The following is a 13196-nucleotide window of genomic DNA, read 5'->3' as shown; positions in this document are numbered from 1 at the left end:
CCTGCTAAAATCGCAGGGTTTTCCCTGCGTACAAGCAAATGAAAGCATGCGATTATAGACAGGAGGAAATAAGATGGAATTGATATTAAAAGCTAAAGACATTCGTGTGGAATTCACAGGGCGAGATGTTTTAGATATAGATGAATTAGAAGTATATGATTATGACCGTATTGGTTTAGTAGGAGCAAATGGTGCAGGGAAAAGCACTTTACTCAGGGTGCTTTTAGGGGAATTAACTCCAGCAGGATGTAAAATGAATCGTCTGGGTGAACTTGCTTATATCCCTCAGTTGGACGAAGTAAGTTTGCAGGAGGAAAAAGATTTTGCACTTGTAGGCAAGCTGGGTGTTGAGCAATTAGATATACAGACCATGAGCGGTGGTGAAGAAACAAGACTTAAAATAGCACAGGCTTTATCAGCACAAGTACATGGTATTTTAGCCGATGAACCTACCAGTCATTTAGACCGTGAAGGAATTGATTTTCTAATTGGACAGCTAAAATATTTTACAGGTGCACTGTTAGTTATTAGCCATGACCGATATTTTCTTGATGAGGTAGTAGATAAAATATGGGAACTGAAAGATGGAAAAATCACTGAGTATTGGGGAAACTATTCTGATTTTCTTCGCCAGAAAGAGGAAGAACGCAAGAGCCAGGCAGCAGAATACGAACAATTTGTTGCGGAACGTGGCCGATTGGAAAGGGCTGCGGAGGAAAAGCGAAAACAGGCTCGTAAAATAGAACAGAAGGCAAAAGGTGCTTCAAAAAAACAAAACACTGAAGGCGGAGGACGTTTAGCTCATCAAAAATCAATAGGAAGTAAGGAAAAAAAGTTGCATAATGCCGCTAAATCCCTAGACCATAGGATTGCGGCCTTAGGAAATGTAGAAGCTCCAGAAGACATTCGCAGGATTCGTTTCAGGCAAAGTGATGCATTGGCACTCTACAATCCATATCCTATTGTCGGTACGGAAATTACTAAAATATTTGGGGATAAGATACTGTTTGAAAAAGCATCTTTTCATATTCCCCTAGGAGCAAAAGTGGCGCTAACTGGTGGCAATGGAACAGGAAAAACAACTTTAATCCAAATGATGTTAAACCATGAAGATGGAATTTCTATTTCACCTAAGGCAAAAATAGGTTACTTTGCACAAAATAGTTACAAGTACAACGGTAATCAGAAAGTCCTAGAGTTTATGCAGGAGGATTGTGATTACAATGTTTCAGAAATTCGTTCAGTTCTAGCATCAATGGGGCTTAAACAAAACGATATTGGAAAAAGCTTATCTGCTTTAAGCGGCGGAGAAATTATTAAATTGTTGCTGGCTAAAATGCTTATGGGTAGATATAACATCCTGCTAATGGATGAACCGAGCAACTTCCTTGACATACCAAGCTTAGAGGCTTTGGAAATATTAATGAAGGAGTATGCTGGAACTATAGTGTTTATCACACATGACAAACGGCTACTCGATAATGTGGCTGATGTGGTTTATGAAATTAGCGATAAGAAAATAAATCTGAAACATTAAATTTAAGGTAGTCGCCGGTCAATGTAGTCTATACTGGCTGGCGGCTCCATTGTTAAAAAGTATAAAGACTTTTTTTCTTTGGCAAGAATTAATGTATACTAAAATAATTTTAATAAGGAGTATTAAAATCAATGAGAGATATCGAAATAAAAGAGAATATACTATTTCAGATAGACATGTGCTGGCAACTTTATCTTTATCACACAGAGAATCTAAAGGAGACAGAGGCACTTTGGACATTCAGTCCCATGGGTCTGCAGATACGAAGGCAAGACGATGGATGGAGTATAGATTGGCCTGAAATCGAAAGTTACGAGATTGGACCGTCCAGTATTGCATGGATTATGTGGCATATTATATATTGGTGGCGCACTACGTTAGATTACAATTTTGGAGATGGTACCTTGAAAAAGGAAGACATTACTTGGCCTGGAAGTGTTGAAAAAGCAAAAGAAGAAATAAAAACTCTTCATGATAAATGGGTTGAAAAATTAATCAATATGTCGGATGCAGAATATCAATCACAGCAGTATGCAAAATGGCCACTTGAGGGTAGAAGCTTTGCTGATACTGCATTATGGTTAAATGGAGAATTGATGAAAAATGTAGCCGAAATAGGTTATGGACGATTTCTATATGCAGCTTGTAAAAAATAGAGATAGCGATAAATACGAGAATAATTTTTTTAAAGAAGGAGACTACCAATGAATAGTATAATAGAAAACATATTAACAAGAAGAAGCATACGAACTTTTAGAGAGACTCAGCTATCGGAGGAGGATTTAAATACCATTCTAACAGCGGGAAGCTATGCGCCTAACGGGATGGGAACACAGAGCTGGAAGTTTACAGCCATTCAAAAAACCAGTGTACTTGCAAAAGTGAATGAGGCTATTCGCCTAACCCTTATATCTATACCTGTTGTAGCAGAAACGCATCCTTATGTTGTGAGCCTTGTTGAAAAAGCGAAAGACGAGAGTTCAAATTTCCTGTATCATGCCCCCACCTTTATTATTGTTTCTAACTTAAAGGACAACGGAAACTCTATGCCGGATTCAGCATTAGCCATCGGGAATATGATGCTGGCAGCACACTCACTCGGTATTGGTTCCTGCTGGCTAAATCAGCTGCCAGGACTCACACACATGCCCTTAATCCGTGAGCTTTTGTCAGATCTTGATGTTCCCGTAAATCATATTGTTTACGGATCTGTCGTTATGGGTTATGCTGCAGAGGAGCCGAAACAGGCTGCCCCTCGTAAAAATGTCGTAAATATTATTCGTTGAGAACGAGATTGGAGGTTTAATATTGTTTATACGAGTAGTTCCGTATGACCCCTTTTGGGAAGTAGAGTATGAAAATGAATCACAGAAGATAAGTGGTATTTTGAAGGACGTATTGGTGGATATTTACCATATTGGCAGTACAGCAGTTAAAGGGTTACATGCTAAATCAATCATTGATATAATGCCCGTAGTGACAAATATTAGTTTAGTTGATAAGTATAATGAGGAATTTGTAGCCATTGGATATGAGTGTATGGGTGAGTTTGGTATTGAAGGACGGAGATATTTCCGCAAGGGTGGCGATAATAGAACACACCAGATTCATATTTTTGAGCAAAGCAATCACAAAGATATTAATAGGCATATAGCAGTAAGGGATTTTCTGCGTACACATCCTGACATCGCTTTAGAGTATGGTGAATTAAAGATGGAGCTGGCTAATCGATTCCCGGAGGATATTGAAGGCTACTGCGCTGGTAAGGATGCATTTGTAAAGCAACTAGAAAAGGATGCTTTGCGATGGTGGCAAACTGTCTGTTAGGAGGTTATTCTCAAAGGATTGCAAGAAGCAGTTGAGGATAATCCGTATAACTAACTATTACATATCATGCTGATTCGTATTGGTAGAATAACACGAATTAACAAAGGATATATTTGTAGTAGCAAGTGTATTTGTTTTATATTCTATGAACCTATTTGATTTACATAATTCTATGTGGTATAATGGACTTGCTTATAATATAGATGCTTGGATAGCAGGAGGTTGCAAGATGATGATGGCAGTTAAATTAGCCTTCTAAAATTAAAGAATAAAATTTTAGGAGGCTAATTTATGAAATTTAATTTGATAGATATTGAGGATTGGAATAGAAAGCCATACTTTGAGCATTATTTAAATGCGGTTAGGTGCACTTACAGTATGACTGCAAATATAGAGATAACTGGTTTACTGCGTGAAATTAAACTTAAGGGCCTGAAACTGTACCCTACGCTTATTTATATCATCACAACTGTGGTTAACCGTCACAAGGAGTTCCGCACCTGTTTTGATCAAAAAGGTAAGTTAGGATACTGGGATAGTATGAACCCAAGTTATACTGTCTTTCATAAGGATAACGAAACTTTTTCAAGTATTTGGACAGAGTATGACGAGAACTTCCCACGTTTTTACTATAATTACCTTGAGGATATTAGAAACTATAGCGACGTTTTGAATTTCATGCCTAAGACAGGTGAACCTGCTAATACAATTAATGTGTCCAGCATTCCTTGGGTGAATTTTACCGGATTCAACCTGAATATATACAATGATGCAACATATCTAATCCCTATTTTTACTTTGGGTAAGTATTTTCAGCAGGATAATAAAATTTTATTACCTATGTCTGTACAGGTGCATCATGCGGTTTGCGACGGTTACCATACAAGCAGATTTTTTAATGAGGCACAGGAATTAGCGTCAAATTATGAGACATGGTTAGGAGAAAAATAATATAAAAATTGCTTGTGCTTGGGAGCTATAAACAAAGATCGAAAAAGTTGTGAAGCTCGTGAGGAAGCAAAGCGACCGAAGAAGCAGATGTTCCACCTATGCAAGGACTTCCCGAGAAGACGAGTGACAGCGAAGACCGATTGGAAGGAGTCTGAGCTTAGTGGAGTAATATATTCCTTATAAAAATCATTTCAAAGGATTAGAGAAATCTAATCCTTTTTCTTTGTATTTTTATACCAAAGCATATGAATTTACTGGCCGGGGTCAAATTGCAGGAATTGGAGAGGGCTGTTATGACAATTACGAATTTAATTTTTCATTTTGGTGATATTTATCCTGCATTAGTTTGGGTTGATGAAACTGCAGTTCTAGTTTACTCAGGATATCCTGGTCAACTTACTCAAATATAGAAAGCGATAAAAAAGGTAGGAATCCCATTTGATAAAATCAGTAGGATTATTCTTACCCACTAATTGCCGGTGATATGCTTTGAGTTGCGGATGGGTATCTTGTTCCTTCTCCTGAGCAGATTAATTTCGATCATAATATGTATCATCATTTTAATTAGTGGATATGTTCCCTAAAACCTTAAAACCGTTGATATGTTCCCTCATACCTCAAAAACGCTAAAAAACGGTTGACCTGTTTCCACTTACGTATGGTATCAAAATTTCGGAGGTAGACATCATTTGGGGCAACTCGGGCCACGTTGAGACGTGTGTTTTATTGTCCCACAAAAGTGCAGACGATTTTATCAGTGTAAAAATGGAGTACGCAGACGACCGAAAAATCCAGCCAGATCGTATCACCTACAGGCTTATTCAGGAGTATATCGAAGAAAAGTACGGCTTCAAAGTTCACACTGCAAACATTGCAGAGGTCAAAAGAAACTTAGGCCTGCCGATGTACGACGCACCAAACGCAGTTGAAGAACTAAAACGCCCATATAAACCAGCACCAGAATATAAAGTAGAAGCTATTAAAGACGCATTAAGGCACTTCAAGGTCATAGATTAAAGTAAAGTACCCTTTCAGCAGATCATTACTGTTGAGAGGGTCTTGCTTTTTCAGAAGCCGGCCAATGTAAGGATAGCCCTACAAGATTGCGGGTCTTTCTCTTCGAGCCATGTTTCCAGATTGCTTATAGCGATATCCTTTTGAATATGGATGCTCTCTTCAAATCGATATTCGATTGCACATGTAAGGATATCAACAGGTTCATCAAGAACCTTACCGCCAAGAACTGGGTATTCGTCAATTACAATCCAGTCAGGTGGGAGACCATCAAAGAGAGCCTGCGGATACAATTCCCTAAAGTGAATCTCAATTTCCATAGCTTCGATCTCACCTTGTTCTTTATCTGGGTAACAAGTGGCATAAGATACATCGAAGCCTCTAGTGAGCAGCATCTGAACGACATTGATGAGTTCAATATCAACAGGAATGGTCTTATCGGCGCATTTACAACAAGGCTTCGACCAAATTTCACTGTATAGCTCTAAACATCGTGGACACATCGTCATCATACAATCACTTCCTTCACCAGTTTATAGAAAGTAGTTCTTTTAAGATTAAGTGCCTGCATAGTTGCAGTTGCAGTTTGCTCGCCAGTGCGGTGATATTTACCGCCGGGTACACTGGAATAACCGAGGTTACAAGTCTATTGTTTGGAGATGCGTCAGCCGTTTGGAGGAAAAAGGATCTGAATGTACTGCCCCTACCATAAACGAGGAAACATTGCAGACAGCAGTGGTCAAGGCTATTAACGAACTTTTGGCTAACAAAGAACCCTTCCTCCAGGCGTTGCAGAAAAACATAGCTACTATACTTAATGAAGAAAATGATAATGCCACCAATGATATTGATAGCAAATTGGAAGAATTACAACAACAGCTTCTTATCCAAGCAAAATCCAAGAATGACTATGAAGATGTGGCTGATGAAATCTACCACCTTCGAGAATTGAAGCAAAATGCACTTGTTGAAAATGCAGAGCGTGAAGGAAAAAGGCAACGAATCGCTGAAATGACTGATTTCTTTAATGAACAATCCTGTGAGTTAGAGGAATATGATGAGCAGTTAGTAAGGAGGCTTATAGAAAAAGTTACGGTATTTCATGATAAGTTCGCCGTTGAATTCAAATCAGGAGTCGAGATTGATGTAGAAGGGTAATCTTTAGAAAGAGAACAGAAGAATTATATTGGATTTTTAAAGATAATATGATATAATAAAACGACTTGGAGGTGGAAGAATGTATAACTTTTCTTGCTAATTATATGATGCATAATAAGATATTTAAAGAAACGGCTATAGAACCGTTTGTTTTGTTATGCAAATTGCAAGAAAGTTAAGTATTCTACACTCAATAATACATTACAGTAACCTTATGTTATGTATAACAAAAGGTAATAATAGTATTTGTTTTTGAGCCGTAAGAATTTACTTTCTTGCGGCTTTTAATATTTGTAAAAGAAAGGAAGATAAACGTGATAGACAATGATACTATGTCATTCATGACAAAATCCTTGCAGAGTTGGATAACATTATAGAGTAATTAATGCCGAAAACCGACTTTGCTTATAAAATTTTTATAATGTAAAGGAGGAAGAAATATATGTCCTTAATAAATGTTTCAAATCTAACTTTTTCATATGAAGGAAGTTATGACAATATTTTTGAAAATGTAAGTTTTCAGATAGATACAGATTGGAAACTCGGTTTTATTGGAAGAAACGGACGCGGTAAAACTACTTTCTTAAATTTACTGCTTGGCAAATATGCGTATTCCGGCAATATAAGTTCTACAGTTAAGTTTGAGTATTTTCCTTATGATGTGGAAGATAAGAGTCTATATACAATTGAAGTAATGAAGAGTATTTGTACGGAATGTATGGATTGGGAGATTTTTCGTGAAATATCATTGCTTGATGTTCAAGAAGATGCTTTATATCGTCCGTTTAATACATTGTCAAATGGTGAGCAAACAAAGGTCCTTCTTGCAGCTTTATTCCTTACAGCGAGTTGTTTCCTGCTTATTGATGAACCTACAAACCATCTTGACATCGATGCACGTAATGTAGTGCAAAACTATTTGAAACGCAAGAAGGGGTTTATTTTGGTATCTCATGATAGAAGCTTACTTGATCAATGTGTTGACCATATACTATCTATCAATAAAACGAATATCGAAATCCAAAAGGGAAATTTTACTTCTTGGTGGGAGAACAAAACGTTACAAGATAATTTTGAACTGGCAGAAAACAAGAAACTCCTTAAAGAAATAGGAAGGTTGTCTTATGCAGCAAAACGTAGTTCAAACTGGTCAAATAAAGTAGAAAAAAGTAAATATGGAACAACAAATTCTGGTTCAAAACTGGATAAGGGTTATGTTGGACATAAGGCTGCAAAAGCGATGAAACGTGCCAAAAATATTGAGTCAAGACATCAGGAAGCCGTTTTACAAAAATCAGAACTGCTCCACAACATTGAACAATATGATGACTTAAAAATTTCACCACTTGAATTTCACAAAGAGTGCTTAATAGAAGCGAATGATTTATCATTGTCTTATGGAGATAAAGAAGTATGCAGTAATCTTAATTTCAGAGTCAATATTGGTGATAGAGTTGCCATTATCGGAAAAAATGGGAGTGGTAAGTCTAGTATCCTAAAATTGATTAATGGAGATGATATTAAATTTACCGGAAATTTTATGCTAGCAAGTGGACTAAAAATTTCTTATATTTCGCAAGATACTTCATATTTAAAAGGTAATCTATCTGAATTTGCCTATAATAATAAGATCGATGAAACTCTATTTAAAACGATTCTTCGTAAACTGGATTTTAATAGAGAGCAGTTTGATAAGAACATGGTGGATTTTAGTGCTGGTCAGAAAAAGAAAGTACTAATTGCTAAAAGCCTTTGTGAAAGTGCACATTTGTATATATGGGATGAGCCATTGAACTATATTGATATTTTTTCACGTATCCAAATTGAAAAAATGATTTTGGAATATTGTCCTACACTATTGTTTGTGGAGCATGATGATGCTTTTTGCAATAACATTTGTACGAAAAATATTAATTTAGGTTTGTAGAGATTTTGAGTTGCCACAATAACTAAAAGATATTTACATGAAAGGGTGAAGAAATGTTAAAACAAAAAGAATTAATTGCAAACGTTAAGAATCTTACTGAGTCAGATGAACGAATTACAGCTTGTATGATGTATGGATCGTTTACCAAAGGAGAAGGTGACCAATACTCTGATATAGAGTTCTATATATTTTTGAAAGATAGTATAACCTCGAACTTTGATTCATCCAACTGGTTGTTTGACGTAGCTCCGTACTTGATGCTTTATAAAAATGAGTACGGAACAGAGGTAGTTATTTTTGATAATCTTATACGTGGGGAATTTCATTTCCTTTCTGAAATAGATATGAACATAATCCCCTCGTTTAAAGATTCAGGTTATATTCCTGATACGAAGGCTATGCTTATTTACGATGAAACAGGGCAATTAGAAAATTATTTATCAGAGATAAGTGGTGCAAGACCAAATAGACTTACTGAAGAAAATGCTAATTTTTTGTTGTGTAATTTCTCTAATCTATGGTTGATGGGAATCAACGTTCTAAAAAGAGGAGAATATGCTCGTTCATTAGAACTCTTATCACAACTTCAAAAAAATACACTACAACTTATACGTATGGCAGAAAAAAATGCTGATAATTGGCTAAACATGAGTAAAAACCTTGAAAAAGAAATTAGCCTTGAAAATTATAAAAAATTTGCAAAGACCACTGCTCGATTAGATAAGGTAGAATTATTTGAAGCCTATAAAAATTCTTTGCTATTAGTTATGGATTTGCAAAGTCACCTTATTGAACAATACAACTTAAAAGTTACACATGACATTTTAGAAAGATTGTTGAATTACATTAGTGAATAGGAGAGTAACGTTATTCACAGTATTGGGTACTGAAAATTAACAGCATACCTCAGTTTTTCAAAAAACAGCGAAGCCTATGGATATGTTCCCGTCTACCGATAGTGCAAAAAGTGTCGTGGATATGTTTCCGAGAACGGACATACACAAATGACATTCATTCTGTCCTCTCAATCCATGGTGTTAGAGGAAACATATCGACTGTGAACCTTTTAATTTTCCCTATACTTTTTAATTATTTTGACTGAATGAATGTAAGGGTATTCAAGTTAGATTTATTCAGTAACGTGCCAATCGAAAAAACTCAATATGTTAGCAATCTAATGTGTTTAGAAAGTCTGATGGATTCTGTAAACGCACTGATTTGAAGCCTTTTCCGGGGTTAATCCCAGGAGAGGGCTTTTTATTATTGTATCAAAATCTGCATGAACATAGAGAGAATCATTCAGAAAATGATACAATTTAATAAAGCCCAAAGGTACTGTGCATAGGGGTATGCAATGTGCAAAAAGGGTGTGCAAATGTGCGAGGCCGGGAGCAACCGGTTATTTTTATATCTTTTATTATATTTTAGCTGAAATTTACTTATTTTGGACTTGAGTTCAATGATTAAAGGATGGTGAAAATGTGAATTATCAAGAGTGGATTTTCAAGATTAAACACCATTTAGAAAATGTTCGCAAACAGGCGGTAAAACTAACTGCAGAGGTAATTGGGCAAACCCTATGTGAAGATGATTTCTACATGATTAGTATTTTAGATAAATGTATTAGGCTCATCGATGGGTTTGCAATTATGATAGAGAAGCGAAACTTGACGTGTGCAGGGATACTATTACGAGTACAGATTGACAACTGTTTACGGACATATGCACTTTATGCAGCGGAAAATCAAACTGAGATTATCCGAAGTGTGTATAGCGGGGAGAAACAAATTAACAGAATGAAAGCTAAGGATGGGAATCTTATGACAGATGCCTACCTACGTAAGCAGCTAGCGAAATTTGACAAGAGATTTGATTCTGTGTATAAGGCTGCTTCTGGTTACATCCATCATTCTGAGAAGGCATTTTACTCTGTGGTATCTGTAAAAGAACCCTCATTTTTGGAGTTTAATGTTGGTCATCCAGTTCGTAATGAATTAGATCCTGTTTTGCAAGAATGTAGCGAAGCATTTCTATATTTCGTAAAATTTCAGTTTGAGTTAACACGTCCGTTCATAGAATCAAAAGTTCTCATTGATTCTACGGATACAGATAGCAATGTTTAAAGGTGTTCTATTTAAGGATTATGGCAATTTATACATTGTTTATTCAACACGTTATTAATTCATTAAAATCAACAGGCAAGGGTGCAATTGTAATTCCGACAGGATTTATTACAGCTAAAACAGGCGTTGAGAAAAAAATACTTCAGTATATAGTCGATGAAAAAATTGTTTATGGGTGTGTTTGTATGCCTTCGAATGTTTTTGCGACTACTGGTACAAATGTATCAGTATTATTCTTTGATAATTCCAAGAGAAACGACAAGGTTGTGTTAATTGACGCTTCAAATTTGGGAGAAGATTATCAAGATGGTAAAAACAAGAAATGCAGGCTGAGACAAGAAGAAATAGAATTAATAGTTAAGACTTTTTTAAAGAAAGAGACTATTGAAGATTTTTCGATAGCTGTAACTTACGATGAAATCAAAAAGAAGAAATATTCACTAGCAGCAGGACAATTTTTTGATGTTAAATTAGAGTATGTAGAAATAACTAATCAAGAATTTAATGAAACAATAGATGAGTATATTATTACTCTTGAATCATTGTTCTCTGAAGGTGAGAAGGTTCAGAAAGAAATCATTGAACAGGTTAAGAAAGTTAAGTTTCTATAGAAAGAAGGTGCAATAATGAGCGATTTCCCTAAAGAATTATGTTTCGCTTTAACTGATAGACTAAATGATGATGATAATGCAAAACAAACGTATGGGTGTAGACATACAAATCCAGATATTTGTGGCTCCAGCTATATAAATAATGTTTGTGCATTTGCATCTGAAGATAAAATTTGCAAAAAGCCTTCTGCAAAATGGAAAAAGATATATTACTTACTAAAAAGGGAGGAGGCTTAAATGGATTTTTTCAAATTAGAATCACTTTGTGATGAGATAATTGATTGTCCACATTCTACTCCGAGGTGGTTAGATAGTGGAATAAGAGTAATTAGAAACTACAATTTAAATGGAGCACATTTTGACTTCTCCAAATCATCATATGTTGATGAAGAGACATATTTGAATAGAACTAAAAGAGCAAAACCAGAAGCAAACGATATTATTATTTCGCGTGAGGCACCAATGGGGACAGTTGCAATCATGCCAAAAGGTTTAAAATGTTGCTTAGGTCAAAGACTAGTTTTGCTAAAAGTTAAGACTGAAAAGGTAAATCCACACTATTTACTATATGCATTAATGTCCCAATACGTACAAAAACAAATTAGAAAAGTAGATGTCACTGGATCAATAGTAAGCAACTTAAATATTCCAGACTTAAAGGAGCTAGTAATACCTGTATGTGAACGAAATGAACAAGATAAAGTTGCATCCATCTTAGTCTCTATTGATAAAAAGATTGGGATTAACAATAGAATTAATGACACACTTCAACAGCAAGCACATGATATTTACATGCACCTATTCTATAAAAAGAATACAAATGGAAAAATTTCTGACCTGTTAATAGAAAATGGAAAATCTAGTATAAAGGTTGGAGAAGCTAAAGATATTAATGGGGACTATCCGTTTTTCACAAGCGGTGAAGCAATTCTTGAATGGAAAGAAGCACTTGTTGAAGGTAGAAATTGTTTCTTAAATACAGGTGGAAATGCTGATGTAAAATTCTATGTAGGTGGTGCTGCATATTCTACTGATACTTGGTGTATTAGCGCAAGGGATGGATTATCAGACTATATGTATCTATTATTGAATTCTATTAAAGGTGAGTTGAATAAAAAATTTTTTCAGGGAACTGGTCTTAAGCATCTACAAAAAGAATTATTGAAAGACCGACCAATTTATGTCCCAGATGAGAATGAAATAAAATTATTTAACGGCTCTATTTATCCGATTTCCAACATGTTATCTGAGAAAACACGAGAAAATCTAAAGCTAACTGATCTAAGAGATTGGTTATTGCCATTGCTTATGAATGGACAGGCTACAGTTAAATAATCATGCCTCCGGTGAGCCGCTTTGGTGGTAACCGTACAAAGGAAAAGCAGACAGTAATCGATGAGTTAAAATACTTTTTCGAGAAATATTTCGGAGTAGGTGAATCTGCTAAATTTGCTAACTAATGCAACATGGGATTAGTGATTATGAAGGAGGTAAGTGCTATGGCTGGTAAAAATATGAATTATTTTCTTATGGACAGTACCCCTAACGGTCGCATAAAGTGTACACTTGCCAATTGGACAGGGGTTGCCTATAAGATTCCACGGATAAAGCTCGTGGACTGCAAGAATATTGATTACCTAAAACAGAGTGGCGTTTACTTCCTTGATTGGTGGCTTTTCTTATTTACGGATTGACTTTGACTGTGAATATACGTATAATAATATCAACAATGTTGTTGATATTATTATTAATAAGGAGTGGACAACATGATTGATGTAAATGAGCTATTGGAAGAAGCTATTAGAGAAACTGAAAATCTAAATGATGGCGAAGTTTTTCTTGTTAAAGATTTATTCAAGGGATATGTGTGGAATAGGATACCCAGAAAGGATCGACTTCTGCTTGGAACGTTATTTTTAAACCATGTTAGCAAAATGAATGGTAATTTAAAGGCTATTGAAAAGACTTCATCTAATCAGCAGAGGTATAAAAAGACAATTGATAAGTTTTAACTATCTTTTGTGAAATTAAAAAAATTATAAATATGT

The 13196-nt window shown here is 35.5% G+C and carries 15 protein-coding genes and 1 pseudogene; 15 read left to right on the top strand and 1 reads right to left on the bottom strand.

The window, feature by feature from the left end:
- The first annotated feature begins 73 nt into the window (after nucleotides 1–73).
- From msr(D) to BUB90_RS07050, 6 genes and pseudogenes are all read left to right on the top strand, one after another.
- Nucleotides 74–1537: an ABC-F type ribosomal protection protein Msr(D) gene (msr(D), locus tag BUB90_RS07075; RefSeq protein WP_073285213.1), complete on the top strand. Its 1464-nt coding sequence runs from the start codon at nucleotides 74–76 to the stop codon at nucleotides 1535–1537.
- A 131-nt stretch (nucleotides 1538–1668) separates the two neighbouring features.
- Complete coding sequence (locus BUB90_RS07070; protein ID WP_031577803.1) at nucleotides 1669–2193, top strand: DinB family protein; 525 nt, start codon at nucleotides 1669–1671, stop codon at nucleotides 2191–2193.
- A 48-nt stretch (nucleotides 2194–2241) separates the two neighbouring features.
- Entirely contained in the window at nucleotides 2242–2823 is a 582-nt protein-coding gene (locus tag BUB90_RS07065; RefSeq protein ID WP_073285210.1) for a nitroreductase family protein, read from the top strand.
- Nucleotides 2824–2845: 22 nt separating this feature from the next.
- A complete protein-coding gene (locus tag BUB90_RS07060) occupies nucleotides 2846–3364 on the top strand; it encodes a GrpB family protein (RefSeq protein WP_073285207.1) in 519 nt (172 codons plus the stop codon).
- A gap of 291 nt (nucleotides 3365–3655) precedes the next feature.
- Entirely contained in the window at nucleotides 3656–4315 is a 660-nt protein-coding gene (gene catA, locus BUB90_RS07055) for a type A chloramphenicol O-acetyltransferase (protein WP_073285202.1), read from the top strand.
- A gap of 798 nt (nucleotides 4316–5113) precedes the next feature.
- Nucleotides 5114–5332: pseudogene (locus tag BUB90_RS07050) on the top strand (hypothetical protein); the annotation flags it as partial.
- 50 nt (nucleotides 5333–5382) lie between these two features.
- Here the strand turns inward: BUB90_RS07050 and BUB90_RS07045 are convergent.
- Nucleotides 5383–5832 (bottom strand): hypothetical protein, encoded by a 450-nt coding sequence (locus tag BUB90_RS07045; RefSeq protein WP_242952495.1) that lies wholly within the window; start codon nucleotides 5830–5832, stop codon nucleotides 5383–5385.
- Between the two features lie 70 nt (nucleotides 5833–5902).
- Here BUB90_RS07045 and BUB90_RS07040 point away from each other — a divergent pair, with 70 nt between their 5' ends.
- From BUB90_RS07040 to BUB90_RS06995, 9 genes are all read left to right on the top strand, one after another.
- Complete coding sequence (locus BUB90_RS07040) at nucleotides 5903–6487, top strand: recombinase zinc beta ribbon domain-containing protein (protein ID WP_002294511.1); 585 nt, start codon at nucleotides 5903–5905, stop codon at nucleotides 6485–6487.
- Nucleotides 6488–6929: 442 nt separating this feature from the next.
- A complete protein-coding gene (gene lsa(E), locus BUB90_RS07035; protein WP_002294513.1) occupies nucleotides 6930–8414 on the top strand; it encodes an ABC-F type ribosomal protection protein Lsa(E) in 1485 nt (494 codons plus the stop codon).
- A 53-nt stretch (nucleotides 8415–8467) separates the two neighbouring features.
- Nucleotides 8468–9271 (top strand): lincosamide nucleotidyltransferase Lnu(B), encoded by an 804-nt coding sequence (gene lnu(B), locus BUB90_RS07030; protein WP_073285199.1) that lies wholly within the window; start codon nucleotides 8468–8470, stop codon nucleotides 9269–9271.
- A gap of 624 nt (nucleotides 9272–9895) precedes the next feature.
- Nucleotides 9896–10537: a hypothetical protein gene (locus tag BUB90_RS07025; RefSeq protein ID WP_073285195.1), complete on the top strand. Its 642-nt coding sequence runs from the start codon at nucleotides 9896–9898 to the stop codon at nucleotides 10535–10537.
- A gap of 20 nt (nucleotides 10538–10557) precedes the next feature.
- On the top strand, nucleotides 10558–11148 hold the full coding sequence (locus tag BUB90_RS07020; RefSeq protein WP_084139138.1) for an N-6 DNA methylase: 591 nt from the start codon (nucleotides 10558–10560) through the stop codon (nucleotides 11146–11148).
- A gap of 15 nt (nucleotides 11149–11163) precedes the next feature.
- Nucleotides 11164–11385 carry a hypothetical protein gene (locus BUB90_RS07015; protein WP_073285192.1) on the top strand — a complete coding sequence of 74 codons (222 nt, stop codon included), beginning with the start codon at nucleotides 11164–11166 and terminating at the stop codon, nucleotides 11383–11385.
- Entirely contained in the window at nucleotides 11386–12483 is a 1098-nt protein-coding gene (locus BUB90_RS07010; RefSeq protein ID WP_073285189.1) for a restriction endonuclease subunit S, read from the top strand.
- A gap of 164 nt (nucleotides 12484–12647) precedes the next feature.
- Nucleotides 12648–12842: a hypothetical protein gene (locus BUB90_RS07000; protein ID WP_242952494.1), complete on the top strand. Its 195-nt coding sequence runs from the start codon at nucleotides 12648–12650 to the stop codon at nucleotides 12840–12842.
- Between the two features lie 72 nt (nucleotides 12843–12914).
- Entirely contained in the window at nucleotides 12915–13160 is a 246-nt protein-coding gene (locus BUB90_RS06995; RefSeq protein WP_000567889.1) for a single-stranded DNA-binding protein, read from the top strand.
- Nucleotides 13161–13196: the final 36 nt, after the last annotated feature.

It is taken from the genome of Anaerosporobacter mobilis DSM 15930 (genome assembly GCF_900142955.1).
Taxonomy (GTDB): domain Bacteria; phylum Bacillota; class Clostridia; order Lachnospirales; family Lachnospiraceae; genus Anaerosporobacter; species Anaerosporobacter mobilis.
This window is presented reverse-complemented; position numbering and strand designations above follow the sequence as displayed.

Coding starts and splice junctions, on each gene's coding strand:
- BUB90_RS07070 (WP_031577803.1), top strand. CDS start 1,669: ATGAGAGATATCGAAATAAAAGAGAATATACTATTTCAGATAGACATG.
- BUB90_RS07065 (WP_073285210.1), top strand. CDS start 2,242: ATGAATAGTATAATAGAAAACATATTAACAAGAAGAAGCATACGAACT.
- catA (WP_073285202.1), top strand. CDS start 3,656: ATGAAATTTAATTTGATAGATATTGAGGATTGGAATAGAAAGCCATAC.
- BUB90_RS07045 (WP_242952495.1), bottom strand. CDS start 5,832: ATGTGTCCACGATGTTTAGAGCTATACAGTGAAATTTGGTCGAAGCCT.
- BUB90_RS07020 (WP_084139138.1), top strand. CDS start 10,558: ATGGCAATTTATACATTGTTTATTCAACACGTTATTAATTCATTAAAA.
- BUB90_RS07015 (WP_073285192.1), top strand. CDS start 11,164: ATGAGCGATTTCCCTAAAGAATTATGTTTCGCTTTAACTGATAGACTA.
- BUB90_RS07010 (WP_073285189.1), top strand. CDS start 11,386: ATGGATTTTTTCAAATTAGAATCACTTTGTGATGAGATAATTGATTGT.
- BUB90_RS07000 (WP_242952494.1), top strand. CDS start 12,648: ATGGCTGGTAAAAATATGAATTATTTTCTTATGGACAGTACCCCTAAC.
- BUB90_RS06995 (WP_000567889.1), top strand. CDS start 12,915: ATGATTGATGTAAATGAGCTATTGGAAGAAGCTATTAGAGAAACTGAA.